The organism is Chryseobacterium sp. DT-167 (genome assembly GCF_058310155.1).
In genome coordinates, this window is the sequence record NZ_JBZEEQ010000013.1 from 16,205 (window position 1) to 42,831 (window position 26,627).

Annotated in this window: 25 protein-coding genes; 15 read left to right on the top strand and 10 right to left on the bottom strand. The window is 35.1% G+C overall.

From position 1 onward, the window contains the following. The first annotated feature begins 123 nt into the window (after positions 1-123). Entirely contained in the window at positions 124-945 is an 822-nt protein-coding gene (locus AC4FQ5_RS16075) for a flavin reductase family protein (protein WP_491144929.1), read from the top strand. A 59-nt stretch (positions 946-1,004) separates the two neighbouring features. Here the strand turns inward: AC4FQ5_RS16075 and AC4FQ5_RS16080 are convergent, their stop codons facing one another. Both AC4FQ5_RS16080 and AC4FQ5_RS16085 read right to left on the bottom strand, forming a co-directional pair. Beyond that, positions 1,005-1,220 (bottom strand): hypothetical protein, encoded by a 216-nt coding sequence (locus AC4FQ5_RS16080; protein ID WP_491144931.1) that lies wholly within the window; start codon positions 1,218-1,220, stop codon positions 1,005-1,007. Positions 1,221-1,334: 114 nt separating this feature from the next. After that, complete coding sequence (locus AC4FQ5_RS16085) at positions 1,335-2,183, bottom strand: alpha/beta hydrolase family protein (RefSeq protein ID WP_491144933.1); 849 nt, start codon at positions 2,181-2,183, stop codon at positions 1,335-1,337. A gap of 196 nt (positions 2,184-2,379) precedes the next feature. Here AC4FQ5_RS16085 and AC4FQ5_RS16090 point away from each other — a divergent pair, with 196 nt between their 5' ends. The 5 genes from AC4FQ5_RS16090 (at position 2,380) to AC4FQ5_RS16110 (ending at position 7,840) form a co-directional block, all read left to right on the top strand. Next, positions 2,380-3,153 (top strand): HipA family kinase, encoded by a 774-nt coding sequence (locus AC4FQ5_RS16090; protein ID WP_491144935.1) that lies wholly within the window; start codon positions 2,380-2,382, stop codon positions 3,151-3,153. Further along, the gene (locus AC4FQ5_RS16095; protein ID WP_491144937.1) at positions 3,140-3,523 is read left to right on the top strand and encodes a DUF3037 domain-containing protein; all 384 of its coding nucleotides are present in this window, start codon (positions 3,140-3,142) and stop codon (positions 3,521-3,523) included. The genes AC4FQ5_RS16090 and AC4FQ5_RS16095 overlap by 14 nt, the downstream gene beginning before the upstream one ends. Positions 3,524-3,545: 22 nt before the next feature. Next, on the top strand, positions 3,546-4,544 hold the full coding sequence (locus AC4FQ5_RS16100; protein WP_491144939.1) for an alpha/beta hydrolase fold domain-containing protein: 999 nt from the start codon (positions 3,546-3,548) through the stop codon (positions 4,542-4,544). 88 nt (positions 4,545-4,632) lie between these two features. After that, complete coding sequence (locus tag AC4FQ5_RS16105) at positions 4,633-5,721, top strand: serine hydrolase domain-containing protein (RefSeq protein WP_491144941.1); 1,089 nt, start codon at positions 4,633-4,635, stop codon at positions 5,719-5,721. A 277-nt stretch (positions 5,722-5,998) separates the two neighbouring features. Further along, a complete protein-coding gene (locus AC4FQ5_RS16110) occupies positions 5,999-7,840 on the top strand; it encodes a carbon starvation CstA family protein (protein ID WP_491144943.1) in 1,842 nt (613 codons plus the stop codon). Between the two features lie 79 nt (positions 7,841-7,919). Here the strand turns inward: AC4FQ5_RS16110 and AC4FQ5_RS16115 are convergent, their stop codons facing one another. The 4 genes from AC4FQ5_RS16115 to AC4FQ5_RS16130 form a co-directional block, all read right to left on the bottom strand. Continuing rightward, positions 7,920-8,741, bottom strand: a complete 822-nt coding sequence (locus AC4FQ5_RS16115) for an alpha/beta hydrolase (protein WP_491144945.1) — start codon at positions 8,739-8,741, stop codon at positions 7,920-7,922. Positions 8,742-8,915: 174 nt separating this feature from the next. Continuing rightward, positions 8,916-11,246: an ATP-dependent helicase gene (locus AC4FQ5_RS16120; RefSeq protein ID WP_491144947.1), complete on the bottom strand. Its 2,331-nt coding sequence runs from the start codon at positions 11,244-11,246 to the stop codon at positions 8,916-8,918. Between the two features lie 165 nt (positions 11,247-11,411). Beyond that, positions 11,412-11,780 (bottom strand): response regulator transcription factor, encoded by a 369-nt coding sequence (locus AC4FQ5_RS16125; RefSeq protein WP_491144949.1) that lies wholly within the window; start codon positions 11,778-11,780, stop codon positions 11,412-11,414. Next, entirely contained in the window at positions 11,773-13,641 is a 1,869-nt protein-coding gene (locus AC4FQ5_RS16130) for a PAS domain-containing protein (RefSeq protein WP_491144951.1), read from the bottom strand. Before AC4FQ5_RS16130 ends, AC4FQ5_RS16125 begins: the two co-directional genes overlap by 8 nt. Before the next feature lie 159 nt (positions 13,642-13,800). On the opposite strand from AC4FQ5_RS16130, the gene AC4FQ5_RS16135 reads away from it, so the two are divergent. The 3 genes from AC4FQ5_RS16135 (at position 13,801) to secG (ending at position 17,751) form a co-directional block, all read left to right on the top strand. After that, on the top strand, positions 13,801-15,114 hold the full coding sequence (locus AC4FQ5_RS16135) for a M16 family metallopeptidase (protein WP_491144953.1): 1,314 nt from the start codon (positions 13,801-13,803) through the stop codon (positions 15,112-15,114). 117 nt (positions 15,115-15,231) lie between these two features. Next, a complete protein-coding gene (locus AC4FQ5_RS16140) occupies positions 15,232-17,277 on the top strand; it encodes a M16 family metallopeptidase (RefSeq protein WP_491144955.1) in 2,046 nt (681 codons plus the stop codon). A 123-nt stretch (positions 17,278-17,400) separates the two neighbouring features. After that, positions 17,401-17,751: a preprotein translocase subunit SecG gene (secG, locus tag AC4FQ5_RS16145; protein ID WP_491144956.1), complete on the top strand. Its 351-nt coding sequence runs from the start codon at positions 17,401-17,403 to the stop codon at positions 17,749-17,751. A gap of 49 nt (positions 17,752-17,800) precedes the next feature. Here the strand turns inward: secG and AC4FQ5_RS16150 are convergent, their stop codons facing one another. Together AC4FQ5_RS16150 and recR are read right to left on the bottom strand one after the other, a co-directional pair. After that, positions 17,801-18,640: a glycosyltransferase family 2 protein gene (locus AC4FQ5_RS16150; protein ID WP_491144958.1), complete on the bottom strand. Its 840-nt coding sequence runs from the start codon at positions 18,638-18,640 to the stop codon at positions 17,801-17,803. 2 nt (positions 18,641-18,642) lie between these two features. After that, the gene (gene recR / locus AC4FQ5_RS16155; protein WP_491144960.1) at positions 18,643-19,254 is read right to left on the bottom strand and encodes a recombination mediator RecR; all 612 of its coding nucleotides are present in this window, start codon (positions 19,252-19,254) and stop codon (positions 18,643-18,645) included. Between the two features lie 166 nt (positions 19,255-19,420). Between recR and AC4FQ5_RS16160 the strand changes: the two genes are divergently transcribed. The 5 genes from AC4FQ5_RS16160 to AC4FQ5_RS16180 all read left to right on the top strand — a co-directional run bounded on the left by AC4FQ5_RS16160 (position 19,421) and on the right by AC4FQ5_RS16180 (position 23,866). Further along, on the top strand, positions 19,421-20,023 hold the full coding sequence (locus tag AC4FQ5_RS16160; RefSeq protein ID WP_491144962.1) for an LURP-one-related family protein: 603 nt from the start codon (positions 19,421-19,423) through the stop codon (positions 20,021-20,023). Positions 20,024-20,085: 62 nt separating this feature from the next. Beyond that, positions 20,086-20,577, top strand: a complete 492-nt coding sequence (locus tag AC4FQ5_RS16165) for a hypothetical protein (RefSeq protein WP_491144964.1) — start codon at positions 20,086-20,088, stop codon at positions 20,575-20,577. A 157-nt stretch (positions 20,578-20,734) separates the two neighbouring features. Next, positions 20,735-22,180, top strand: a complete 1,446-nt coding sequence (locus AC4FQ5_RS16170; protein WP_491144966.1) for an aminoacyl-histidine dipeptidase — start codon at positions 20,735-20,737, stop codon at positions 22,178-22,180. A 120-nt stretch (positions 22,181-22,300) separates the two neighbouring features. Then, entirely contained in the window at positions 22,301-22,882 is a 582-nt protein-coding gene (locus AC4FQ5_RS16175; protein WP_491144968.1) for an LOG family protein, read from the top strand. 66 nt (positions 22,883-22,948) lie between these two features. Next, positions 22,949-23,866 (top strand): MrcB family domain-containing protein, encoded by a 918-nt coding sequence (locus tag AC4FQ5_RS16180; protein ID WP_491144970.1) that lies wholly within the window; start codon positions 22,949-22,951, stop codon positions 23,864-23,866. A 68-nt stretch (positions 23,867-23,934) separates the two neighbouring features. Here the strand turns inward: AC4FQ5_RS16180 and AC4FQ5_RS16185 are convergent, their stop codons facing one another. After that, entirely contained in the window at positions 23,935-24,264 is a 330-nt protein-coding gene (locus tag AC4FQ5_RS16185; protein WP_300352735.1) for a 2Fe-2S iron-sulfur cluster-binding family protein, read from the bottom strand. Positions 24,265-24,339: 75 nt separating this feature from the next. Further along, positions 24,340-25,395 carry an NAD(P)/FAD-dependent oxidoreductase gene (locus AC4FQ5_RS16190; RefSeq protein WP_491144972.1) on the bottom strand — a complete coding sequence of 352 codons (1,056 nt, stop codon included), beginning with the start codon at positions 25,393-25,395 and terminating at the stop codon, positions 24,340-24,342. Between the two features lie 155 nt (positions 25,396-25,550). Here AC4FQ5_RS16190 and AC4FQ5_RS16195 point away from each other — a divergent pair, with 155 nt between their 5' ends. Then, positions 25,551-26,321 (top strand): DUF3108 domain-containing protein, encoded by a 771-nt coding sequence (locus AC4FQ5_RS16195; RefSeq protein ID WP_491144973.1) that lies wholly within the window; start codon positions 25,551-25,553, stop codon positions 26,319-26,321. The last annotated feature ends 306 nt before the right edge of the window (positions 26,322-26,627 follow it).

Genomic DNA, 26,627 nt, shown 5'->3' on the forward strand with positions numbered 1-26,627 from the left:
AATAATATTCACCAAGTTTGTCATTTCGTAGGAATCTAAGAAATTATAATTCAAATATTGTATAGATTCCTCCGGAATGACAAATGAAGTATATACGTAAATACCCAATTTAAATTAATATTCTTGAAAACACTCATCCCATCAGAAATAACTCCTGTACAGCTTCAAACCATCATGCAAACAGCCGTTTCACCACGACCAATTGCACTGGCTTCAACGGTTGACAAAAACGGAAACAGCAATTTATCACCGTTCAGTTTTTTTAATATGTTTAGTACGGTTCCTCCTATTCTGATTTTTTCACCATCGAGAAGAGTTCGCGACAACACCACAAAACATACTTTAGAAAATGTATATGAAGTTCCTGAAGTTGTCATTGGAACGGTTAATTTCCCTATTGTACAGCAAATTTCTTTAGCTTCGACCGAATATGGCGATGGAGTGAATGAGTTTATCAAGTCCGGATTAACCATGAAAGATGCTGATTTAGTGAAACCAAAACTGATTGAAGAATGTCCTGTTAATTTTGAATGTAAAGTTTTAGAAATAAAATCTTTGGGGGATCAAGGTGGAGCAGGAAATCTGGTGATCTGCGAGGTTAAGAAAATTCATATCAGAGAAGAATATTTAAATGAAGAAGGAAATTTAGATCAGAAAAAATTGGATATGGTTGCACGACTTGGCGGAAACTGGTATTCAAGAAATAACGAGAATAATCTTTTTGAAGTTCCAAAACCTTTAGTCACCAAAGGAATTGGTTTTGATCTTCTTCCAGACGCAATAAAATACAGCAAGGTCTTCACAGGAAACGATTTGGGAATGCTTGCCAATGTGGAAGTTTTACCTTCTGAAACTTGTCATGATGATGAAAATATTCATTTGCAAGCGCAAAAACTTTTGTTGGAAAGTAAAATTGAAGAAGCCTGGAAATTATTAATCAGATAAATTTTAAAATTAAAAGGAGTGAAAATTTTCACTCCTTTTTTATTCTTAATACAACACGTTTAGTAGCAACATTTCCAACGTCCTTGAGAATCTACCACTTCTGTACCTAAATTAGGCGGTGCGCAGGGAGGCACAAGACATCCACCTTGTCCGTTACTAAAATAATTATCAAAGCAACCACTTAAGTTACATTGTAAAACCTTATCTCCTCCTGAAATGTTTTTTTGCGCCTCTCTGCTCAATTTTTGAGCATTTTTTAAGTTTAATTTTTTCATAATAGATTTGTTTTGGTATATGTTTAACGTATTGGCTAAATTATTAAAAAAAATGAAACGACACTATAAATTACAAAATATTTTTCCCGAATCATTGAAAAATAAATATTTAATTTATTCATTCACAATTTTATCGTTGATAAACTCAATACATTTCTCAACCACCGTATTCAAATCTACCGGTAATTCATCTTCTGTCCAAGGTTCTTTCGCACCAAAAACATGATTTCCGTTTTCAATTAAAAAAAGTTCTGAATTGGGATGTAGAATGTGAAGATGTTCAGCATTTTTCATACTTACCCCTTCGTCATTTGTTCCGTGAATAATCAGAACATGGGCTTTTGCCATTTCCATAGAGCGCTCCACATCAAAACGGTGTTCATTATTTTTAAAATCTTCATAAAACTGATAATAATGTGGCATTTCCTGTTTGGTTCTTGCATTTTCCACATAATAAACCCCTTTGTTTTTCCATTCTTCAAGACCGTCATCTTTTGGAAACCTTTCCAAAGTATCCACGCTCGCCAAAGTAATCAGAGCGTTAATTCTTTCATCTTCGCAGGTTTTCACGATAGAAATTCCGCCTCCCCTGCTGTGACCGATCAAAATAATTTTCTGATCATCAACTTGAGAATTTTTAGTGAAATAGTTGATTACAAAATCTAAATCTGAAAGTTCTTTTGAATAATTATTTTCACCAAAAGCTTTCAGATCGTCAAATTCTGTCGGATTTACAATTGTGGTTCCATTGTGTGAAAAATTAAATTTAACAAAGAAAAAACCTGCTTCCGCAAACTTTTCCGCCATTAAATTCCAAGCACCCCAATCTTTGTAGCCTTTATAACCGTGAACGAAAACCACTAAAGGCAGTTTACCCTCAGTTTCAGGATAAAATGCATCGGCAAGAAAATCTTTGGTATCGGGATTTGAAAGTTGTATGTTGAGTTTTTTTGTGATGTTCATATTTTTTTATTGAATTTAGGCTATTTTCACTTTTATCATTCCATAGGAATCTAGATTATTTTTTAAACTAAAATTGCCGCTTAGATTCCTCCGGAATGACAAACTTCATTTATAATAAATAGAAAACTTAAACAATTTTTATCTTAAAAATAGTATAAATAGAATTAAACACAAAGTAAAATCTTATTTTTGCGTTATGTTGGATTTACGAACGGTTACCGTACAGCGTTACATTCTTCCGCTTCGGGAAGGTGGTTCTCTTCCTGCTTTGGCAGAAGCTGATGATGATTTTAAATATGTCTTAAAATTCCGTGGCGCAGGTCACGGTGTCAAAATGTTGATTTCTGAACTTTTGGGCGGAAAGATCACGGAAGCATTAGGTCTAAAAATTCCTGAATTGGTTTTTGCCAATCTTGATGTGGATTTCGGAAGAACCGAAGCTGATGAGGAAATTCAGGATCTGCTCAAATTTTCTGAAGGTCTAAATTTAGGTTTGCATTATCTTTCTGAAGCTATTGCATTTGATTCAAGCATAAAAGTTGATCCGCTTCTGGCTTCAAAAATTGTCTGGCTTGATGCTTTTATTACCAATATTGACCGTACTTTTAAAAACACCAATCTTTTGATGTGGCATAAAGAATTGTGGGTAATTGATAACGGCGCATCGTTTTACTTCCATCATTCGTGGCAGAATTTTGATACGGCGGCAAAAACACCTTTTAAATATGTAAAAGATCACGTTTTACTTCCACAGGCGAAAATGCTGGATAAAGCAGATCAATTTGCTCATGAGGTTTTAAATGAAAATATTTTCAGAGAAATCGTCAATCTGATTCCAGAAGACTGGCTGCATTGGGAAGACGCTGATGAAAGTCCTGAAGAAATAAAAGAAGTGTATTTTCAGTTTTTGAAAACACGCTTAGAAAATTCACAAATCTTTGTAAACGAAGCCAAAAATGCAAGAGGATAAAATATACGAATATGCCGTAATACGCTTGGTTCCGAAGGTTGAAAGAGAAGAGTTTTTCAACATAGGACTGGTGATGTTTTCTAAGAAAGAAAAATTCATCAAAGTAGAATATTACCTTTGTCCTGATAAATTTAAGTTTATGCGAAGCAAGCTTGACTACAACGATATTATCCAAAATCTGGAAAGTTTTCAAAAAATCGCAAACGGAGAAAAAGATGGCGGTCCGATTGCCCAGCTGGAAATCCCTGACCGTTTTCGATGGTTGACGGCAGTGAGAAGTGCAGTTGTGCAGACTTCAAGACCGCACCCAGGAAAATCTAAAGACCTTGAAAAAACTTTTGGTAAACTTTTTGAGGAGTTAGTAAAATAATATACCTCATCAAAATTACTTTATGAATTTATCTTCAGCACATACAACTATCTACAGGTTTTTTCTAAACCTGTTTTTTATTTTCTTTTTATCAGCATCAGCATTTGCACAAACGGCAAAAAGTATTGTTCTCCGGGAAAAAACTGCAGTTTCTGAAAACATTAGTTATAAAAAAGACGGCACTGGCAAAGATCTTCTTTTGGATATCTACAAACCAAAAAATTCTACTGACAAAAAAATGCCGGTTGTCATATTTTTACATGGCGGAGCATGGGCTCTTGGTGATAAAGTAGTTGCTCCGGATAATTATATTGAACAGACTATTTTAAAACTTACCGAAAAAAATTATGCAGTTTTAAGCGTCAATTACCGCTTGGTGAGTGAAGACATACATTTTCCCGGTCCTATCGAAGATTCTAAAGATGCGGTAAGATGGGTGAGAAAAAATGCGGAAAAATATGGTTTTGATTCTGAAAATATTGGTTTTTGGGGAGTTTCTGCGGGTGCACACCTCTCGTTACTTTCGGCTTACACTCCTGACAACGAATTTGTAGGAGATGAGGAACTTTCGAAATATTCCGGCAAAGTAAATTACGTAGTTGATAATTTCGGCCCTACAGATATCAACAGACTTCTTCACACAAGAGCGCCAAAACCATTATTGTTTATCGTGGGTTTAATCTCAAAAAAAATCATTGACATCAGATCAAAAATAGCAAAAGGAATGACAGGTTATGATATTAAAACCGATAGGAAGAAAGTTATTGAATTCTGTAAAGTCATTTCTCCGTTACATTATACGCAAAATACTGTCCCCACATTGATTCTGCACGGAAACAAAGACAAAGTTGCACCGATCAGACATTCTAAAAGGCTTGTAAAAATGCTGAAAAAAGCAAATACCGAAAACTCTTTAATCGTTGTAGACAAAGGTGATCATGGCTTTAAAACTACCGATAAAACTTATCAGAATGAATTAAATAATGCAATGGTCAATTTTATCATTGCTCACAAAAAATAAATGATAAAAAAATAACATTTTTTAATATTCAGGAATTAACTAATTACAATTTTGCACATCTAAAAATTACAATTAAAACTAATTCCATATGAATCTTAAAAATTTACTTTCAGCAATTCTTCTGTCGATAGTTTTTGCATCCTGCAGTTCAGATGATTCTTCAGAACAACCCCAATCTCAAAATCCGGAAAATACAGAATCAATGTATTTTCCGCCATCCAACAGTAATGACTGGGAAACAAAATCTATCAGCAATTTGGGTTGGAATCAATCTAAAGTTCAGGATTTGCTGAATTATCTTCAGACTAAAAACTCAAAAAGCTTTATGATTCTTCAAAACGGAAGAATCGTGATGGAAAATTATTTTGATTCTCACACTTCCACCTCAACTTGGTATTGGGCGAGTGCAGGAAAAACCTTAACCTCAACTGTTACAGGAATTGCAGAACAGGAAGGATTTATCAACATCAACAATAAAGTTTCGTCATACATCGGAAACGGATGGACGAGCGAACCTCTTGCCAAAGAAAATCTCATTACCTGCAAAAATCTTTTAACCATGACTTCCGGACTTGATGACAGTTTGGGAGATGATGTAACCCCTGCTAATCTTCAGTACAAAGCTGATGCAGGAACAAGATGGGCTTATCACAATGTGTATGTAAAATTGCAGGATGTCGTTTCGCAGGCTACAGGAAAATCATGGTCTGAGTATTTTAATGTAAAACTGAGAGACAAGATCGGAATGACCGGAAGCTGGGTTCAAAGCGGAGACAACAGTGTCTACTGGAGCACAACGAGAAGTATGGCCCGTTTCGGATTATTAGCTTTAAATAATGGAAACTGGAATGGTTCTCAGATCATCAATACGAATTATTTCACTAATGCAACCAGCACATCTCAGAATATCAATCTTTCTTACGGCTACTTGTGGTGGCTCAACGGAAAAACGAGCTATCATATGCCACAATCGCAATTACAGTTTCCGGGGAAACTTATTCCAAACGCTCCTGATGATATGTACTGTGCTCTGGGTAAGAATGATCAGAAAATATATGTGGTTCCAAGCAGAAAAATAGTAATTATCAGAATGGGAAATGCAGCGGATAATGTAAATCTTGCACTTTCGGATTTTGATGACGTTTTATGGCAAAAGATAAATGCGGTTATTAATTAATAGAATTTATTCTCATTTAAAATTTATTTAACAGAAAAAAAACACCTCATAATTACAATAAAAAACAATATATAGTTTCATAAAGAAGCATAAAAATAATTAACTGTTTTTCAGAATTCTAACAGAAAAACCCATTTCAAAAATCACAATTTTGCTAAATTGATATACATATTATTAAAATTTATATCTAAAATAACTACCTTGGTCAAATCTTTAAATTATTTTCAAAAAATAAGTTTAAACGATCAATTATTCATTCATATAAAATCTAAATAATATGGAATTTTTAAATGGAATTAACGCATTGACTTTGGTGTTCACATCACTTCTTATCTTTGCCATCGCCTACCGTTTTTACGGAATCTTTCTCGCGAATAAAGTTCTTCGATTGAACGATAAAAATACAACTCCTGCTTTGGAGTTTGCTGATGGTAAAGATTACGTTCCTACCAATAAAAATGTGCTTTTCGGGCATCATTTTGCCGCAATTGCTGCGGCAGGACCTTTGGTTGGCCCTGTTTTGGCAGCACAATTTGGTTATCTTCCCGGAGCAATGTGGATCTTAATAGGATGCGTTTTGGGAGGCGGAGTGCATGATATGGTGGTGCTTTTCGCATCTGTAAGACACAAAGGTCAAAGTTTAGCAACCATCGCATCAAAAGAAATCGGAAAAACTACTGGAACCGTTGCCGGTTTTGCTATTTTATTTATTTTAATTTTAACTCTCGCAGGACTTTCACTTGCCTGTATCAATGCAATGCATGAAGCATCTTGGTCATTATTTACAGTAGTCATTACAATGCCGATTGCTATTATTATGGGATTAATAATGCGCTACAGAAAAAATAGTGTGATGTTCGCAAGTATTTTAGGAGGTATACTTCTGATCGCAGGAATTATCGGCGGACACAGTCTGATGCAGAATGAAACGATGAACAATATGTTTTCATGGGATCTTACAACGATCTCAATTGCTATTCCGTTATATGGCTTTCTGGCTTCTGTGCTTCCGGTTTGGCTGCTTTTGGTTCCGAGAGATTATCTCTCAACTTATCTTAAAATCGGAACTATTGTTATGCTTGCCATTGGTGTAATATTTATTCATCCGACTGTTCAGATGCCTGCTTTGACGGAGTTTATTCATGGTGGGGGTCCGGTAATTGGCGGTCCGGTTTTACCATTTATCTTTATTGTGATTGCTTGTGGAGCCATCTCTGGTTTTCATGCTGTGATTGCAACGGGAACGACTCCAAAAATGTTGAATAAAGAAAGAGAAATTCTTTTTGTAGGTTACGGCGCAATGCTTGTTGAAGGTTTTGTCGCCTTGATGGCTTTAATTGCTGCATGTACATTGATGCCGGGAGATTATTTCGCAATCAATACTCCGAAAGATACTTATGATGCATTCTTAGCAGCACATCCTTCACTACACGGAGTTGACATTAATTATTATTCAGAAAAAATAGGAATTGATCTTCACGGAAGAACAGGCGGAGCTGTTTCACTTGCTGTAGGGATGGCTCATATTTTTAATAAAATTCCTTATATGGATCAACTGACTGCTTATTGGTACAATTTTGCGATCATGTTTGAGGCAGTATTTATTTTAACAGCTATTGATGCAGGAACAAGGGTCGGAAGATTTTTCTTACAGGAAATGCTGGGTTCTGTCATTCCAAAATTCAATGATAAAAACTGGATTCCCGGAATTATCATAAGCAGCTTACTATTTACTTTTGCCTGGGGATATTTAGTATTTACAGGAAATGTGAGCAGCATTTGGCCACTTTTTGGAATCAGTAATCAACTTCTCGCAGCTTGTGGATTGATTGTTTGTACAACAATGCTCATTCGTCTCAACCGCGGAAAATATGCACTTTGCTCAGCAATTCCAGGAGTTTTTATGGCGATCATTACATTCTGGGCAGGTTACATTCAGGTTACGGATATTTACATTCCAAAAGGACAATATTTACTGGCAAGTTTGGCTGTTGTTGCGATGGTTTTAATGTTGGTTGTCTTTGTTGGAGCCTTTAGAAAATGGTATCAATTACTGAAGGTTAAGACTTCACATACTGATTTCTATGGCGAAACCGTAAAAGAATTGGTAGAGAGATAATTTATAAATAATATTATATAAAAACAGGCGCAATCTAAATATTGCGCCTGTTTTTTTTAAAGCTTTTTAATTTTAGAAATCAATTTTTCTTAAGTTTCTCAATCCTTTTTATTTCATTTAAAAGCAAAGAAAATGCAGGATGAGCCATTCCGCCATGATCGAAACCATCAAGTTCGTATAAAACTGTTTCTTTATGACTTTTCAGTTTCATCATTCTCCACATATAGGCATTTTCCTCATATCTTCCGAGTAATTCTTTTTCTCGATCACCAGTTATTAAAAGTAAGGGCGGTGCATCGGAACGGATAAAATGAAGTGGTGCCATATCATCAATTCTTGCATCCAATTCATCAATTCCTTTTTCTTTTCTTGTCGTAAAGTGAGAAATCATTTGTCCACTGAAAGGAATTATTCCGGCTAATTTATTGGCATCGATTTTATATTTGCTTAAATAAGATTTATCCAACCCAACCATTATAGCAAGATAACCTCCCGCAGAATGTCCGGTAATAAAAATTAATTTTTCACTTCCTCCATATTTTTTGATATTGTTAAAAACCCAGGCTGTTGCCGCCGCTGCGTCTTCAATATATTTTGGAGAACTTACTTTTGGTGACAATCTGTAATTTACACCAATTACGGCAACTCCTTTATTTTTTAATTCTTCGGGAATATCTTTTTGTCCGCCAGTCAATCCGCCACCGTGAAACCAGATTACTGTTGGGAAATTCTTTATATTTTTTGGAATATAAATATCTAAAACGCATCTTTCGTTTATATAAGCATCTGATTTGTTAGTTTGCTCATCGTAATAATGAAGATTGGAAATAGTTTGATATTCCTGTGAAAAAAGTGGATTTGAAAATAGAGTGAAAATTAAAAATATCAGAATTTTGTTCATCTTAAAAACTTTTTAATGTTTAAATATACAAAATTTATATTGTCTCATTTTTGAACAATACTAAATTTTGCTTTTATTTAAAATAAAAAAATCCCGCAGATTTCTCAGATTCACAGAGATCATTCAATTAAAATCTGTGTAAATCTGAGAAATCTGCGGGAAAAATATTTATGATTAAATCTTCGTCAGTTTCGCATATTTCAGAATCAGATTCTTTTCACCTTCATGCAGGAAAACTACTTTTGCTTTGATATTCTGAGGATCGGTTCCATCGAGGAATTTCACTTCACCAATTCCGAAACGGTCGTGTCTTACCTTGTCTCCTACTTCAATATCCTGTGAAGAAGCTCCACTTGGATTGATGATTTTTGCGGTACTTACAGGTTTTAATTTTCTTGGTTCAGCAATTGGTTTATCGCTTTCCGCTTTAGAGATCGTTTTCTTTTCAATTTTTTTGAAACTTCTCATTTCAGAAGGATGTTCGTCAAAAATATTTGAAGTAAGCCCTGCATTATTGATGAATCTCTTCTCAATTGCCGGATTTAAAAACTCAATATATTGCTCATCAACTTCGCTCAAAAATCTTGATGGTTCTGCATCGGTAATTTTCCCCCATTGAAACCGGGAAACCGCATAGGAGAAAAATGCCTGCTTTTCAGCTCTCGTTAATGCAACATAAAATAAACGTCTTTCTTCCTCCAAATCTTCTCTTGTCGCCGAACTCATGAAACTGGGAAACAGATTTTCTTCCAAACCAACCAAATGAACAACAGGAAATTCAAGACCTTTTGAAAGGTGAATCGTCATCAGAGAAACCATGTCTTCATTGTCATCTTTCCTTTGCGTATCGGCAGAAAGCGCAATATTTTCAAGGAAATTCGGTAAACTTGGATCTCCATCTTCCAACTGCATTTGCTCTTCAATGAAACCCTGCATCGAGTTCATCAATTCCTGAACGTTTTCTACACGCGAAATTCCTTCCGGAGTCTGATCGTCTTTTAAAAATTTAATCAAACCGCTTCGCTTTGCCACTTCCATTGCAACGCTGTACGCCGTCTCTGTTTTAAGCAAAACCTGAAATGCTTTGATCATTGACCAAAAATCGCTCAGTTTGGTTAAAACTCCGTTATTGAATTTCAATTGCGGTGCATACATTCCCAGATTATCTAAAACTTTTGACACAGGAATATTTTGCGAATCTGCAAAAACGATCAATTTATTCTGAGTGGTTTCACCAATTCCTCTTGTTGGATAATTGATGATTCTCATTAAGGCTTCAGAATCGTTTTCATTCACCAAAAGACGAAGATAACCAATAAGATCTTTCACTTCTTTTCTTTGGTAGAAAGATAAACCCCCATAAACTTTATACGGAATATTTTTCCGTCTTAAAGAATCTTCAAAAGCTCTCGTCTGAGAATTTGTACGGTATAAAATCGCAAAATCGCTGAATTTTTTTTGCTCTCTATTGCTTAATTCCCAAATGTTTCCGGCTACGAAGTTGGCTTCATCGGCATCTGAAAGCGAACGGTAAACTTTGATTTTCTCGCCTTCTTCATTTTCACTGAAAACATTTTTCTTGAATTGCTGCAAGTTTTTAGAAATCACAACATTCGCAGCATTTACAATATTTTGTGTAGAGCGATAATTCTGTTCCAAAGAGACCGTGACTGCGTCCGGATAATCTTTTTTAAAATTTAAAATATTATAAATATTCGCACCACGGAAAGAGTAAATAGACTGTGCATCGTCTCCAACCACACAAATGTTTTCGAATTTTGAAGCTAAAGCTTTCACGATCAAATACTGAGAGTGATTCGTATCCTGATACTCATCCACCAGAATATATCTGAATCTGTCCTGATATTTTGCTAAAACTTCCGGAAATCTTGTTAACAATTCATTGGTTTTCAACAGCAAATCATCAAAATCCATTGAGCCGTTTTTATAACAGGCTTCTACATATTTTTCGTAAATCTTCCCGATGAATTTCATGTTGGCTTTTTCATCAGCTTCCATTAATTCAGGATTGTTAAAATATGCCTTTACGGTAATCAGATTATTTTTGTAATTGGAAATTCTTGCCTGAACTTTTTTAGGCTTGTATAAATCGGCATCAATATTCATGTCTTTCAACACTTTTCTGATGACATTCAAAGCATCCTGCTGATCGTAAATCGTAAAGTTGGAAGGATAACCCAAATAGTGCGCCTCACTTCTCAGAATTCTCGCAAAAACAGAGTGAAAAGTACCCATCCACAGACTTCTCGCATTGCTTTGACCAACCACTTTTGCAATACGTTCTTTCATTTCCTTTGCTGCCTTGTTGGTAAAAGTCAACGCCAGAATATTAAAAGGATCAACGCCATTGGTAATCAAATGCGCAATACGCATCGTAAGTACACGCGTTTTTCCGGAACCGGCTCCCGCAAGTACCATCAGAGGTCCTTGTAAAGTGGTAACGGCTTCATATTGTGATTCGTTGAGTCCTTTCAGATAATCCATACAGCAAAAAAAATTTGGGAACACAAAATTAGTGTATTATAAGGAGAATTCAAATTTTGAATTTAATTGTTCAGATTTTGAATTTCAAAATAATTTCTTTGAAATTTAAACCAAAAAAATCAGCAAAAAAAATTCTGCTGATTGATTATATTGTAAGCGATAAATTTATTTAGCGTAAGTTTTCAGTCTGTCTACCATATCTCCCAAATCGAAAGGTTTTGCAATAAAAGCATCTGCACCGGCTTCTAAAGCAGACTGCTCTAAGCCCCGACTTGCTGACATGATCAGCACAGGAATATCTTTCAAATTTTCATCCGCCTTTATTTCTCTGCAAATATCTCTTCCGTCTTCTCCGGAAAGCCACATATCCATTAAAATTACATTGGGTTTTGAGTCAGCATTCAAAGTTTTCAGCATGTCTGAGCCTTTATAAAATTTTTCAATCTCAAATCCTTCAAAATCCAGCATCATCTCTATCGAATCCACGATTGCAGGACTGTCGTCTACCACTAAAACTTTTGTTGCGTTAGGCATTTTGTTGTACTTTTTTACTTTTGGGGATTTCGAAGCAAAAATCAGACCCTTTTTCTTCGATTGATGACACATAAATACGGCCGCCTGTCCGTTTGATGATCTCGGAAGATATATAAAGTCCCAAACCAAGTCCTGAAATTGTATGCTCTTTGGAGCTGCTTACTCTGTAATATTGTTCAAACACCTTATTCTGTTTATCTTCAGGTATACCAATCCCGAAATCTCTGACACAAAATTTGACACTGTTCCCAATCAGCTGAGTCGAAACGATTACTTCATCTGCGTCGGGAGAATATTTTACTGCATTGCTTATCAGATTGCTCATTACCTGAGAAATACGGTGTCTGTCTGAGAAGATTTTTCCCACTTCCGCACTATGCAGGGTGATTTTGTGTCTTGCAGTCATTTGTTGTTCGGCAACAATCTCTTCTGCCAGTTGATCAAAATCAAATTCAGATTCATTGAGCTGGATTTTCCCGTTCTGAATTTTTGTGACATCGAGCAGATCGCTGATAAGGTTGGTGAGCAAATCAATCTGATCATCCATTTTCCGGGCAACTTTTGCATTTTTAAGATCATTTTGCCTCACCAGGTTTTTTTCGATAAACTGGGTATAGATTTTAAGACTCGTCAAGGGAGTTTTCAGTTCATGGCTTGCAATTCCCAGAAAATTATCTTTCTGAGTCTGCAATTGTTTAAAATCATCAATATCAGTAAAAGTCCCGATCCATTGTTTAATGCTGCCTTTTTCATCATACGCAGGAACCGCTCTTCCCAAAAACCACCGATACACTTCAGGAACATTTGGATCTAGCAACTGATATTCCATTTCGAAAGATTTTCCTGTCTTCAGGCTTTCTTCCCAAATTACCATTACTTTCTCATAAACTTCAGGATGAATGATTCTTTTGACGCCATCGGTAGGATCTTCATGTCTGTCAAAACCGGTATACCTGTACCAATTATCATTCATATATGTAATCTTGCCGTCTTTATCGCTGGTCCACACAAACTGCGGCATAGAATCGGCAAGATCTCTGAATTTTTCTTCCCTCTCCTGAATCTCCTTTCTTGCCAGAACCAAATCTGTAATATCAACAGCAACATTATAAATGGCATAAACCTCACCTTTCCGGTTTTTCAAAGGTTTGTAAGAAAAGTTGAAATAGTAAGTCTGAAGTTTTCCGTCAACTACAAGATCTACACGGTCTTCTGTTGCTGTGTAAGTTTTTCCGGTTTTAAAAATATCTTTCAGTATACCAATAAATGGCTGCCCTTCGAGTTCGGGCAATGCATCTTCAAGTTTCATTCCTATTACGGATGCATCTTTTCCCCATGTTTTGAGCATGAGATCATTTGCAAGTTCTATATAAAGATCTTCTGAACGGTAAATGGCTGTAGAATAGTCGGAATTTTTTATCAGATCCTCAAAACGATATTCGCTCTCTTTTAGTTTGCGCTCAGAAATGACCTGATCTGTCACTTCTCTTGCAACTACACTCACTCCGATGATTTTTTTATCATCATTGTAAACCGGTGAATAAATAAAATCAAAAAAATACTCTCTCAGTTTACCAAATTTTTCTAAAAAAACAGGCAGTTTATTTCCGTTAAATACTTCACCCTTTCTGTAAACATTATCAAATATCTCTACGAACCCCTGAGATTTCACTTCCGGTAAAGCTTCAAACAGTGGTTTGCCGATCACTGAAGAATCTCTTCCCCACAATTCTAAAATCTGCGGATTGGCATTCTGTATAATGAAATCATCACCAGTCAGTAAGCACATCGCAATCGGAGCCTGGCTGAATAAAGTAATCAATGATTCCTGTGAAACATTCTGCTCTAAAAAACTTTTCATGAAATCTGTATAATTGTGTTTTAAAATTAATTCTAAAAAGGAAAGAATTTTATGACTGAAATCAAATTTAGGATTCCAACTTTAAAACTACAAAATTTTCTTAAAAATCTGTAACATTTAATGTATTTTTGGCACTAATTGACAAAACAATTTCTATTTATGAAAAAACGACTTCTTAGTGCTGCAGCAGCTGCTTTTTTTGGAGTAATGCTGAATGCACAACAAATCAAATTCGAAGAGTATGATTTACCAAACGGTTTACATGTAATTCTTCATCAGGATAATTCTGCACCGGTAGTTACAACAGGGGTAATGTATCACGTCGGAGCAAAAGACGAGGTAATAGGAAGAACTGGTTTTGCTCACTTTTTCGAGCACCTTTTATTCGAAGGAACTCCAAATATCAAAAGAGGAGAATGGTTTAAAATTGTTTCTTCCAACGGAGGACAAAACAATGCAAACACTACCAACGACAGAACGTATTACTATGAAACTTTCCCTTCAAACAACGAGCAATTGGGTCTTTGGATGGAAGCAGAAAGATTACGTCATGCGGAAATCAACCAAATCGGTGTAGATACACAGAGAGAAGTTGTAAAAGAAGAAAAAAGATTGAGAATGGATAACCAGCCTTATGGAAATCTTTTCACAACGGTACAGAAAAACCTTTTCACCAATCACCCTTACAACTGGCCGACAATCGGTTCTATGGAAGATCTGAACGGTGCAAAATTAGAAGAATTCAAAGCTTTTTATAAAAAATATTACGTTCCGAACAACGCAACTTTGGTTGTAGCAGGAGACATCAAACCTGAGCAGACTAAAAAATGGATTCAGGAATATTATGGTGGAATTCCTAAAGGAACTGTTTATCCTAAAAACTTCCCGAAAGATGCTCCTATCACTCAGGAAAAAGAAGTAACAGCTACTGACCCGAACATTCAGCTTCCTGCTTATGTTTTTGCGTACAGAACTCCGGCTAACAAAGAAAAAGATGCTTATATTTTAGATATGCTTTCTTCTTATTTAAGTAGCGGAAAATCTTCAGTTTTATACAAAAAATTAGTAGATCAGGAGAAAAAAGCACTACAGGTACAGGCTTTCAACCAGGGTCTTGAGGATTACGGTATTTTTGCATTCTTTGCAATCCCGATGGGAGCGACAACGAAGCAGACTTTGCAGGCAGATATTGATACTGAAATCAAAAAACTTCAGACAACATTAATTTCTCAGGAAGATTACCAGAAACTTCAGAATCAGTTTGAGAACCAATTTGTAAATGCTAACTCAAGCATTCAGGGAATTGCTGCTTCATTGGCAACAAACCACGTATTGATGGGAGATACCAATTTGATCAATAAAGAAATCGACATTTACAGATCGATCACTAAGCAAGATCTTCAAAATGCTGCTAAAAAGTATCTTAATCCTAACCAAAGAGTAATCATTAATTACGTTCCTGAAAAAAAATAATCATTAAATAGATTATAAGATATTAGATTTCAGATAAAAGACTTATAATATGTCTTCTATTAATCTTAATAAAATGATCAATTTAAATAAAGGATTATAAAAATTAAATTTTTACAAATGAAAAAGCAATTAACATATATAGCAGTAGCATTTTTATTCACAGGAATGCTTTCTGCACAAAAAATTGACCTTAATGCAATGCCGAAACCGGGACCAACCCCTGCGATCAACATTGCCCAGCCAAAAACTTTTCAGCTTAAAAACGGTTTGACCGTAATGGTGGTTGAAAACAACAAATTACCAAGGGTAAACATGAGCCTTTCTATGGACAGACAGCCTTATTTCGAGGGTGATATAGCAGGGGTAAGCGAAATCATGGCAGATCAGCTCGGTAATGGAACAACAACTTTAAGCAAAGACGAATTCAACAAAAAAATAGATTTCTTAGGAGCAAACCTGGGTTTCAACTCCGGAGGAGCTTCTTCTAATTCTCTTTCGAAATATTTCCCGGAAGTTTTGGGTTTAATGGCAGATGCGATTATCAATCCTAAATTTTCTGCTGATGAAATTCAAAAATCAAAAGAGAGAGCTATTGAAGGAATTAAAAGTGAAGAAAAAAATGCTTCATCAATTGCCTCAAGAGTTTCCAACGCTTTGATCTATGGAAAAAACACATCAAGAGGAGAATTTGAAACCGTAGAATCTGTAAACAAAATCCAATTAGCTGACGTTCAGAATATTTACAAAAAATACTACGCTCCGGATAATGCATATTTGGTAATCGTAGGTGATGTAAAATTTGACAAAGTAAAACCTTTGGTTGAAAAAGCATTCAGCAACTGGAAAAAAGCAAACACCACTTTCGCACCTCTTGAACCTGCTTCTAATGTTGCCAAAACAGAGATCAACGTAGTAGATGTACCTTCTGCAGTGCAATCTGTAGTTTCTGTGGGTAACATCAACACGTTGAAAATGAAAGATTCTAATTACTTTCCTGCTACAATTGCCAATTATATTCTTGGTGGTGGTGGTGAAGCCAGACTTTTCATGAATCTTCGTGAGAAAAACGGATTTACTTATGGTGCTTACTCAAGCATGAACGCAAGCAAATATTCTCCTGATTTTTCAGCAGAAGCAAGCGTAAGAAATGAAGTAACCGACAAAGCAGTAAAAGAATTCATGAACGAAATCAACGGAATTTCTACTGTGAAAGCTGAAGAACTGGCAAATGCAAAAGCTAAGTTGAAAGGAAGCTTCATCATGTCATTGGAGCAGCCTGCAACGATCGCAAGATTTGCCGTAAGCCAGAAAGTGAATGATCTTCCTGCTGATTTTTATACAAATTATTTAAAATCAATTGATAAAGTAACTGCTACAGATGTTTCAAACGCTGTGAAAGCTACTGTTTTACCAAACCAAAGCAGAATTTTCATAGCTGGTAAAGCTTCTGATATTTCTGAAGGTTTAGAAAAATTGGGGTATCCTGTAAAATATTACGACGCAAATGCAAATCCTGTTGCAAAACCAACTACTCAGAAAGTTGATGCAAGCGTAACGGTTGCTTCTGTTATAGATAAATACATTGCAGCAATCGGTGGAAAAGCAAACTTAGCTAAAGTTTCTTCTTACACAATGACGGCTTCAATGTCTATGCAAGGTCAAACTATTGATTTAAAAACGACAAAAGCTCAGGGAGGAAAAGAACTTCAGGTTGTATCAATGGGAGCAATGACTCTTCAGAAACAAATGTTTGACGGCAAAACTGGATATTCAGAGCAACAAGGACAGAAAGTTCAAATGACAAAAGAAGAAATCGCTGAAAACCTTAAAAACACTGAGCTTTTCGAAGAATTAGGTTTTGCTAAATCTGCAGATTACAAATTAGCAGGAATTGAAAAAATTGGCGGAGAAGATTCTTATGCAATCAAATCTGGTGATGAAACTTACTATTACAGTGTAAAAACCGGTTTAAAGACTGGGGAAACTAAAGTTGAAAAAGCTCAGGGACAAACTTTTACAATTCCTACTACTTATTCAGATTACAAAGATGTTGCAGGTGTAAAAATGCCTTACACAATCACTGTTAATCAGATGGGTATGGAAATGGTAATGAAAGTGAAATCTTATGAAGTGAATCAGGCAAAAGACACTGATTTCAAATAAGAAAAGAACAGATCATAAAAAAGCGGCGACAATTGTTGCCGCTTTTTGTTTTTAGTGAAATCTTTATTTTGCGGTTCTGTAAAAAAACATTAAATTTGCCCATTCAAAAAGATATTAGAATTAATGGATACTATATTTACACTATTGATGGTTCTTATTATGATTGCCAGCATTTTATTGGTAATCGTTGTTATGGCTCAGAACCCTAAAGGAGGCGGCCTTTCAAGTACATTCGGGGGTGCATCTTCTGCACAGTTTGGAGTACAGAGAACGAACGACTTTATGGAGAAGTCTACATGGACTTTAGGAGCGGTGATCATCGTTCTTATCCTAATCAGCGTAGTTGTTACAGGAAAACCTAAACAAGCCGCACCAGTAATCCCAACAGGTTCAGCAAAAACTGAAGCTCCTGCTAAACAAACGGCACCTGCTTCTAAAACGACAGCTCCCGTAAGTGTTCCGGCTAGTAAATAAGAAACTATTTTTCAAGATAAAGCAAAAGCAACTCAATTGAGTTGCTTTTTTATTTGAGTTTGATAAGCTCTATTTTGTGTCTTAATTTTAAACCTGCTTTCAGAAATGAATATTGCAAAGGTTTTGCTTCACGGTAATATTTATCAATAAAAATCTGCATCGCTCCGTAAAATCTTTCAAGATAAACCTCATCTTTTATCGTGCTTTCTCCTTTGTGATGAAGAATTGAAGCTTTCCCATAATAGTAGTTTTGATAACCGTTTTTTAATAAAGTATAGCACAAATCAATATCTTCACCATACATGAAATACTTTTCATCGAGTCCGCCAGCTTTTTGATAAACCTCTTTTTTGACAAGAAAAAATGCTCCTGTGATTACTTCTACTTCTGCAATTTCAAATTCATCAACATCATTCCGATAATATGATTTTGAATCTTTCTTTTTAAAATTAGTAAACAGTTTTTCGAAAGAATTAAACATATCCGGAACGGAACGTTTACTTTCAGGTAAAAAGTTTCCGTTGGCATCGTGCATTCTTACCCCAAGACAGCCGAAATTTTTCTTAGAGTCCGCAAAATCTAAAATTTCATTTAAATAAAAACCTTCCAGTTCTGTATCCGGATTTAGGATCAGAAGATATTCTCCTTCTGCAGTTTGTATTGCTTTATTATTGGCTTTGGCAAAACCTTCATTTTTTTCTGAAGCAATAAATTTTACTCTTGGAAATTCAGGAATAAGATCACCCCACGAACTGTCGGTAGATTTATTATCAATGACAATGACCTCGTGATCGGTTTCTTCAGCATATTTCCTAATAGAAAGAAGACAGTTTCTCAGGAGCTGAGTCACATTATAATTAACGATGATGATCGAAAGTTTTTTAGCCATTTTTAATCCTTTTCGTTATATGGAAGTCGGTTGGTAATTGATCTTCCCAGAGAAATTTCGTCAGCATATTCCAATTCATCTCCTACAGAAATTCCTCTAGCTATACTTGAAAACTGAATCCCGGAATTTTTGAACTTTTTATAAATATAATAAGCTGTAGTATCACCTTCCATCGTAGCACTTAATGCAAAAATAAATTCCTTACAATTTCCTTGCTGTAACTTCTTTTCAATACTTGGAATATTCAACTGATGCGGTCCTACGCCTTCCATCGGAGAAATTTTTCCGCCTAAAATCAAATATTTACCTCTGTATTTTCCGGTATTTTCGATTGCGATGACATCGCGTACATCTTCTACAATACAGATCAGCTCATCACTTCGTTTGTCGTTGCTGCAGATTTCGCAGATGTCAAAATCGGAAAAGTTGTGGCATTCTTTGCAGTATTTGATTTCGTTTACCAGATTGATGATAGAAGTTCCCAAACTTGTCGCTCTGGAATTGGGTTGTTTAAGTAAATGAAGTGCTAAACGCAAAGCCGTTTTTCTGCCAATTCCCGGAAGTCCGGAGATTTCTTCAACCGCTTTTGCCAATACTTTACTTGGATAATCCATAACACAAAAATAAGAATTATAGTTGAGAGTTTTGAGATTGAAACATGTAGAAACAGTACATTTTGGTTTCAATTTTTCTTTTTAATTCTTAAATGTTTTAATCTTTAAATTATTTAAAACCATTATCTTTGATCATCAAAATATTAAACAGAAAAAATAAACTAAAATGGCACTTAACAACCTCAATTATCCGCTGGATTTCAAATTCAAGATCACTACTCTTGCCAGCGATTTTAACATTACAGACAGACACGGGAAACCGGTCGCATATGTTCGTCAGAAAATGTTTAAACTGAAAGAAGACGTTATCGTTTTCAATGACGAAAGCAAAACCAAAGAACTTTTCAGAATTCAGGCAAACCAATGGATTGATTTTAATGCTTCTTATTCTATTAAAGATACGATCGGGAAAAATTTCGGTCGATTAGCGAGAAAAGGAATGCGTTCTATCTGGAAATCAACCTATGATGTTCTAGATGAAAATGATAAAGCTAAATTTACAATTAGTGAAGATAATGCCTGGGTAAAATTTTTCGACGGAATGGTTGGCGAAATCCCAATTATCGGGATGTTTACAGGATATTTTCTAAATCCGACTTACACCGTGAAAGGAATTGACGGCAAGGAATATTTTAAGCTTAAAAAAATGCCATCCATGTTTGGCAGAAGATTTCAACTAGACAGAATCGTTGATATTGATGATGAAGACGAAAGTTTGGTAGTTTTATCTTTATTAATGATGGTTCTGCTTGAGAGAGCAAGAGGATAAATAGCTTTTGGCTTTTAAGCTTAAAAAAGTGTTATAATTTTCAAATAAATAAATTTCAACAGATGAAATATCTTATCATTTTCTTTTTAGCATTCTTATTGGTTGCCTGTAAAAAGGAAAAAGAAACCGTTCCAAATTCAAAACCGAAAGATTCTTTGATTATTGTTCAGGATTCTGCAAAAACAGATTCTACACCTGCGAATGTTTTGGTAGATGTATTTCCTTTTCCTAAAGAGATCAAAGAATGCTCCTGCTATTTTGCTAAGAATAAAGCCGATTTTCAAAATGAAAAATATATTTATGCTGACGATGCAGGAAAAACTGCCTACATGAAACTCGACGGAAAAAGAATCGCAATGAATCTTTTATCATCAAGTGATATGGAAGTGGATGAAGAACTGACTAAAGAAATTGAAAATGAAAATTACAAGATTTCTGTGAAAGGTAAAAAGATAAAAAACGAAGAAGTCTTACTCTTCGAAGGCACATTGACCATTACAAAACCAGATGGAAGTGTGACCACAATGCTAATTTATGGTGAATGCGGATGCTAAAGCAATAAGCAATAATACTGCTCCTGAATTTCGGGAGCATTTTTAATTTCATATGTATTTTTTATTTTTTTATTTGTCATATGCAATCGCAGAGTTTTAGTTGGTATTTTCGTTTCTAAATCATAGCGATTTCGTAATTTTGATCAAAATAAATTTTATGGAACTATCAAACATAGAACCGCAGATCATTTGGAAGAATTTCTCCAAACTGAATGCTGTTCCGAGACCGTCAAAAAAAGAAGAAAAAGTAATCGCTTTTATTAAAGAATTTGGCGAAAATTTAGGTTTAGAAACCAAAGTTGATGAAGTAGGAAATGTAATCATTAAAAAACCTGCAACAGCAGGAATGGAAAACCGTAAGTCTATCGTAATGCAGTCACATCTGGATATGGTTTGCCAGAAAAACAACGATGTGAATTTCGATTTTGAAACTCAGGGAATTCAAATGGAAGTTGACGGAGACTGGGTAAAAGCAAAAGGAACGACTTTGGGTGCTGATAACGGTTTGGGAGTTGCCACAATTATGTCTATTCTTGAAAGTTCAGATATTCCGCATCCAGATTTAGAAGCTCTTTTTACCATTGATGAAGAAACAGGAATGACCGGAGCTTTAGGTTTAAAACCGGGACAGTTGACCGGACAAATCCTCTTAAATCTCGACACCGAAGAAGATGACGAAATCGACATCGGATGTGCAGGCGGAATTGATGTAACAATCAATCAGTCTTATGATACAGAAGCATCAAAAGGACAAATCGTAAGAATCGAAGTAAAAGGTTTGCAAGGCGGACATTCCGGAATGGATATTCATAAAGGTTTCGGAAATGCCAATATGATCTTGGGAAGACTTCTTTATAAAGGTCTTGAAAAAGAAAATTTACAGTTGATTTCCATTGATGGCGGAAGTTTGAGAAACGCAATTCCAAGAGAATCTGTGGCTCTGGTTTCCGTTCGAAATGCCGGTGAATTTATTGAAGAACTTTCCAATGGGCTTAAAAAGCAAATTTTAGAAGAATTTGCTTCGATTGAAACAGGTCTTCAGATCAATATTGAAAATTCTACAAGTTCTGATAAAGCGGTTTCTGAAGAAGATTCAAAGAAAATCATTTTGGTTTTAAAATCTCTTCACAACGGGGTTTACAGAATGAGTCCTGATGTGGAAAATTTAGTAGAATCATCAAATAACGTTGCAAGAGTAGAATTAAAAGAAGGTGGTCTGAAAATCTTAAACCTTTCAAGATCATCAGTTGATTCTTCTAAAGATTCTGTTGCCGAACAATTGAAATCAGTATCAGAATTGGCAGGAATGAACGTAGAATTCAGCGGATCTTATCCCGGCTGGAAACCCAAACCTGGTTCTGAAATCGTACAGCTGATGGAAAAACTCTACACTGAAAAATTTGCAGAAAAACCACACGTTGTTGCCTGTCATGCAGGTTTGGAGTGCGGAATCATCGGTGCCAATTATCCTGAGATGGAAATGGTAAGTTTCGGACCGACCATCAGAGGAGCTCACTCTCCGGATGAAAAGGCAAACATCCCTTCAACACAGAAATTCTGGAGTTTTACAAAAGAAATATTAGCCAATATTCCTTTGAAATAAAGATTTTTTAAAACTAAACATACAATTTGTCATTCTGCAGGAATCTCAACCGCATCATAAATACGGATTTGATTTTATGGAATGACAAATTTAATTTAATAGATATTGTAATTAAAAAAAATGAAAAGTATTACCGTATTCTGCGGATCAAGTTTTGGTTCGGAAGACATTTATAAAGAACAGGCAACTTTACTAGGAAAGACATTAGCAAAGAAAAATATCACACTCATTTATGGAGGTGCCAATGTCGGATTGATGGGTGCGGTTGCAGACGGATGCTTATCTGAAGGCGGAAAAGCAATTGGCGTTCTTCCACATTTTTTACAGTCAAAAGAAATTGCACACACGCATCTTACCGAGCTGATTTTGGTAGAAAGTATGCACGAAAGAAAAACTAAAATGAATGATCTTTGCGACGGTGTTATTGTACTTCCCGGAGGTTATGGAACATTGGAAGAATTTTTCGAAATGATTACCTGGGCGCAGCTCGGACTTCATAAAAAACCTATTGCTATTCTGAATATCAACGGATTTTATGATGATTTGATTAAAATGGTTCAGACAATGGTGGATAAAGGATTTTTAAAACAAATCAATCGTGAAATGCTTTTGGTGAGTAACAATATTGACGAGTTATTGAAAAAAATGAGAGATTATCAGGCTCCGATGGTTGGAAAGTGGATTTCTAAGAAGGATGTTTAAATCCTTTATCTTTTAATAATAAGTATTTGACTTTTTACAATTCATTTCCTTAATAAAAACTTAACTATGAAATATATTTTTACAGAAACAATTGAAAACTACTTAAATGAAAAGAAGAAAAATTATGGTAATACAAACTTCGCGATTAAATTTAAAGATGATTTTCTAAAATCCATTGAAAACAATATTTTAAATTCAAATCAATATAAAATAAAATCTTCCGTTGGCGGTGGTAATTGGGCAAATATTCCTTGGATTGCTATTTTTGATAAGTTAGTAACTACTACTGCACAAAATGGCTATTATCCTGTTTTTCTTTTCAGAGAAGACATGACAGGTTTCTATCTGTCATTAAATCAAGGTGTTACTGAAATTTCTAAAACATACAAAAAAAAGAAAAAAGACGTTTTACAAATTAGATCTGAAAATTATCGAGCAAAAATAACTGTTAAGAATGATTTTAATTTAAAAAAAATTGATTTAAAACTTTCAAATAACCAACTACCAGCAAAATTGTATGAATATGGTAATATATATGCTAAATTTTATGATAGTAAAACTATTCCTGACTCTGATACTTTAATTAATGATTTAAATTATTTTTTAAATATTTATCAAGAATTAATTTATAATGATAATGAAGAAATTAATGACATCTCGTTTAATAAAGTATTAGAGCACAAAAAATTAAAATATCATTATAGAATTGAAAGAAATCAGAGTATATCTAATAAAGTAAAAAAGATAAAAGGATATGTGTGTGAAGCTTGTAATTTTGATTTTACAAATAAATATGGAGATCTTGGTCATGAATTTGTGGAAGTTCACCATTTAATTCCAATTTCTAGTTTAGATCCTGGGGAAGTTGAAATGGATTTAGTTACTGACTTCGCCACTTTATGTAGTAATTGTCACAGGATGATACACAGACTTGAAGATCCAAGTAAATTAGAAGAGCTAAAACAATTAATAAAAAATGAATAATATTAATATAAAAATAGAACTCCCGAAAAAACAATTTCCGGGAGTTTATATTTTAAAGCTAAAATTTCTTAAGGATAAGGAGCAATTGCCACCTCAAGACCCTCCATCGCATCTGCAATGTGAAGCTGACAACCCAATCTGCTGTTTGGCTCTACATGGAAAGCTTCACCAAGCATAGCATCTTCCTCATCGCCCATCGGCTCAAGTCCCGGATCTTTAATAACGTAAACCTGACATGAGGCGCACATAGCCATTCCGCCGCAAACTCCGATGGTTCCTTCCTCTGCCAATTCGTACGAACGGATAATTTCCATCAGGTTCATTGACATATCTGTAGGAGCTACGATATCGTGAGTTAAACCTTCCCTGTCAGTAATTCTTATATTTATATCGCTCATTTTTCTTGCTGTTGTTAGTTATCGGTAATTTGAAAAAATTTGCTGTAAACCGACAACCAAAATCCAAAAACTAAATTAATCTATTTTCTTGACAACTGCTTTCTCAGCTTCCTTACGGCTGCCGTCGAAACCGTCTACTCCACTTACCGTGGTATACTTTAAAACGTATTTTTTACCCGGATTTAATCTGTTATAAACGCTTTGACACATCAAAGTCGCCTCATGGAAACCACAAAGAATCAACTTTAATTTCCCAGGATAGGTGTTGATATCACCGATTGCGTAAATTCCTTCGATGTTGGTCTGATAATCCAAAGCGTTGTTGACAACAATGGCATTTTTCTCAATATTCAATCCCCACTGAGCAATTTCGCCCAACTTAGGAGTCAACCCGAATAATGGAATAAAGTAATCTGTTTCAATATCAAAAGCTTCCTGACCGTCAATCTGAACTGTAATTGCCTCCACTTTTCCGTCACCTTTTATAGCAGTAACTTCTGCAGGAGTAATCAATTTAATTTTACCCTGATTTTTCAGATCCTGAACTTTCTCTACAGAATCCAGAGCTCCTCTGAACTCATTTCTTCTGTGGATTAATGTCACTTCACTTGCAACATTTGATAAGAAAACGCTCCAGTCAAGCGCAGAATCTCCGCCTCCCGCAATCACAACTTTTTTGTTTCTGAAATGTTCAGGCTCTTTTACAAAATATTCAAGACCTTTTTCCTCATAATCAGCAACATTGTCCATAGTAGGTTTTCTAGGCTCAAAAGTTCCCAGTCCTCCCGCAATTGCGATAGCCTTACATCTGTGAATCGTGCCTTTATTAGTTACTACTTCAAACCATTCATCATCAACTTTTTTATACGAAACAGCTGTCTCACCTAAAGTAAAACCAGGCTGAAACTGTTTGATCTGCTCCATTAAATTATCTACCAATTCACCTGCATTTACAGACGGATAACCAGGAATATCGAAAATCGGCTTCTTAGGATACAGCTCTGCCAATTGCCCTCCAGGCTGAGGAAGAGCATCGATGATATGGCATTTCATTTTAAGCAAACCTGCTTCAAATACAGCAAAAAGTCCCGTTGGTCCCGCCCCAATAATCAATATGTCTGTCGTTATCATAATATAAAGATAATTTAATTGTATGTAGCTGCAAATTTACTAATTTTAATGCGAAGCATATTTAATTGAACTTAAATAAAAAACTGAGATTTATCAAATCCCGTACCTTTAAAACCTGCTTTTTAATTGGCAGTGTTTTTGTAAAAATTTAACTTATGAAGAAATTATTTTATATAGCAGCGATATTTGTTTTCTTTTCGGGTGAAAGCCAGATCACAAATATTAATGATGGAGAATCTTTAACACTCCGAATTCACTACGGTTTTCTGACCGCAGGATCGGCAAATCTTACAGCAAAGAAAACCAACTATAAAGGTGTTCCTCACTTATATGTAAAAGGGACAGGACAGACAAGCGGTGCAGTGAAAGCTTTTTTTAAAGTGGAAGATTTATATGAAAGCTACATCAATATGCAGACAGAGCTGCCAAGTTACTATGTAAGAAACGTAAAAGAAGGAAGCTATTCTCAGCATTTACAGACCGTTTTCAATCACGACAATAATACTTTGGTTTTAATGGATAAAAAAACACCTGCAAATGGTTCCAAAACCATAAAATCTGTAAAAGGTGTTCAGGATATGCTTTCATGCTTTTATTTTTTAAGAAGCAAAACTCCCGCAGAACTGAAGACCGGTACTGTTTTTAATATGAATGTGTGGATTGATGATGAGATGTTTCCTTTTCAGCTTAAAGTAATAGGAACTGAAAATTTAAAGACAAAATTCGGAACCATCAATGCTCTGAAAATTATTCCATCTGTAAAAAGCGGAAGAGTGTTTAAACAGAAAGAGGGGGTTACAATGTGGGTATCAAATGACGCAAACCATATTCCGTTACTGCTAAAAGCTGAATTGGCTGTAGGCTCTTTGAAAGCAAGTATTGATAATTATAAAAATGTAAAATATCCTTTGAAATTTGTAAAATAATTGCAATTATAATTTAAATAAAACTTGATAAAAAACAGAGCGGCTTCTTTGCAGAAGCCGCTCTTAAAATATTAAGGTTAATTATAGAATATTTATTATTTGACGACGATTAACCTTAAAAGATCCGGTTTATTCCGGACTCTCCTGTATCTGTCACAGAGCCGGGAAAGCTCTGTGACTATACTAAGGATTACAACAATTGTGTTTTTAGAATCTTTGCGAATTTTTTTTTCGATGTAAAGTTTTTAAAAGCCTTATAAGTCTTCAAAAAACTTTGATTGTATGTTGTGTTTTTACCTCCCCAAT

Coding starts and splice junctions, on each gene's coding strand:
- AC4FQ5_RS16080 (WP_491144931.1), bottom strand. CDS start 1,220: ATGAAAAAATTAAACTTAAAAAATGCTCAAAAATTGAGCAGAGAGGCG.
- AC4FQ5_RS16085 (WP_491144933.1), bottom strand. CDS start 2,183: ATGAACATCACAAAAAAACTCAACATACAACTTTCAAATCCCGATACC.
- AC4FQ5_RS16090 (WP_491144935.1), top strand. CDS start 2,380: ATGTTGGATTTACGAACGGTTACCGTACAGCGTTACATTCTTCCGCTT.
- AC4FQ5_RS16095 (WP_491144937.1), top strand. CDS start 3,140: ATGCAAGAGGATAAAATATACGAATATGCCGTAATACGCTTGGTTCCG.
- AC4FQ5_RS16100 (WP_491144939.1), top strand. CDS start 3,546: ATGAATTTATCTTCAGCACATACAACTATCTACAGGTTTTTTCTAAAC.
- AC4FQ5_RS16105 (WP_491144941.1), top strand. CDS start 4,633: ATGAATCTTAAAAATTTACTTTCAGCAATTCTTCTGTCGATAGTTTTT.
- AC4FQ5_RS16110 (WP_491144943.1), top strand. CDS start 5,999: ATGGAATTTTTAAATGGAATTAACGCATTGACTTTGGTGTTCACATCA.
- AC4FQ5_RS16115 (WP_491144945.1), bottom strand. CDS start 8,741: ATGAACAAAATTCTGATATTTTTAATTTTCACTCTATTTTCAAATCCA.
- AC4FQ5_RS16120 (WP_491144947.1), bottom strand. CDS start 11,246: ATGGATTATCTGAAAGGACTCAACGAATCACAATATGAAGCCGTTACC.
- AC4FQ5_RS16125 (WP_491144949.1), bottom strand. CDS start 11,780: ATGCCTAACGCAACAAAAGTTTTAGTGGTAGACGACAGTCCTGCAATC.
- AC4FQ5_RS16130 (WP_491144951.1), bottom strand. CDS start 13,641: ATGAAAAGTTTTTTAGAGCAGAATGTTTCACAGGAATCATTGATTACT.
- AC4FQ5_RS16135 (WP_491144953.1), top strand. CDS start 13,801: ATGAAAAAACGACTTCTTAGTGCTGCAGCAGCTGCTTTTTTTGGAGTA.
- AC4FQ5_RS16140 (WP_491144955.1), top strand. CDS start 15,232: ATGAAAAAGCAATTAACATATATAGCAGTAGCATTTTTATTCACAGGA.
- secG (WP_491144956.1), top strand. CDS start 17,401: ATGGATACTATATTTACACTATTGATGGTTCTTATTATGATTGCCAGC.
- AC4FQ5_RS16150 (WP_491144958.1), bottom strand. CDS start 18,640: ATGGCTAAAAAACTTTCGATCATCATCGTTAATTATAATGTGACTCAG.
- recR (WP_491144960.1), bottom strand. CDS start 19,254: ATGGATTATCCAAGTAAAGTATTGGCAAAAGCGGTTGAAGAAATCTCC.
- AC4FQ5_RS16160 (WP_491144962.1), top strand. CDS start 19,421: ATGGCACTTAACAACCTCAATTATCCGCTGGATTTCAAATTCAAGATC.
- AC4FQ5_RS16165 (WP_491144964.1), top strand. CDS start 20,086: ATGAAATATCTTATCATTTTCTTTTTAGCATTCTTATTGGTTGCCTGT.
- AC4FQ5_RS16170 (WP_491144966.1), top strand. CDS start 20,735: ATGGAACTATCAAACATAGAACCGCAGATCATTTGGAAGAATTTCTCC.
- AC4FQ5_RS16175 (WP_491144968.1), top strand. CDS start 22,301: ATGAAAAGTATTACCGTATTCTGCGGATCAAGTTTTGGTTCGGAAGAC.
- AC4FQ5_RS16180 (WP_491144970.1), top strand. CDS start 22,949: ATGAAATATATTTTTACAGAAACAATTGAAAACTACTTAAATGAAAAG.
- AC4FQ5_RS16185 (WP_300352735.1), bottom strand. CDS start 24,264: ATGAGCGATATAAATATAAGAATTACTGACAGGGAAGGTTTAACTCAC.
- AC4FQ5_RS16190 (WP_491144972.1), bottom strand. CDS start 25,395: ATGATAACGACAGACATATTGATTATTGGGGCGGGACCAACGGGACTT.
- AC4FQ5_RS16195 (WP_491144973.1), top strand. CDS start 25,551: ATGAAGAAATTATTTTATATAGCAGCGATATTTGTTTTCTTTTCGGGT.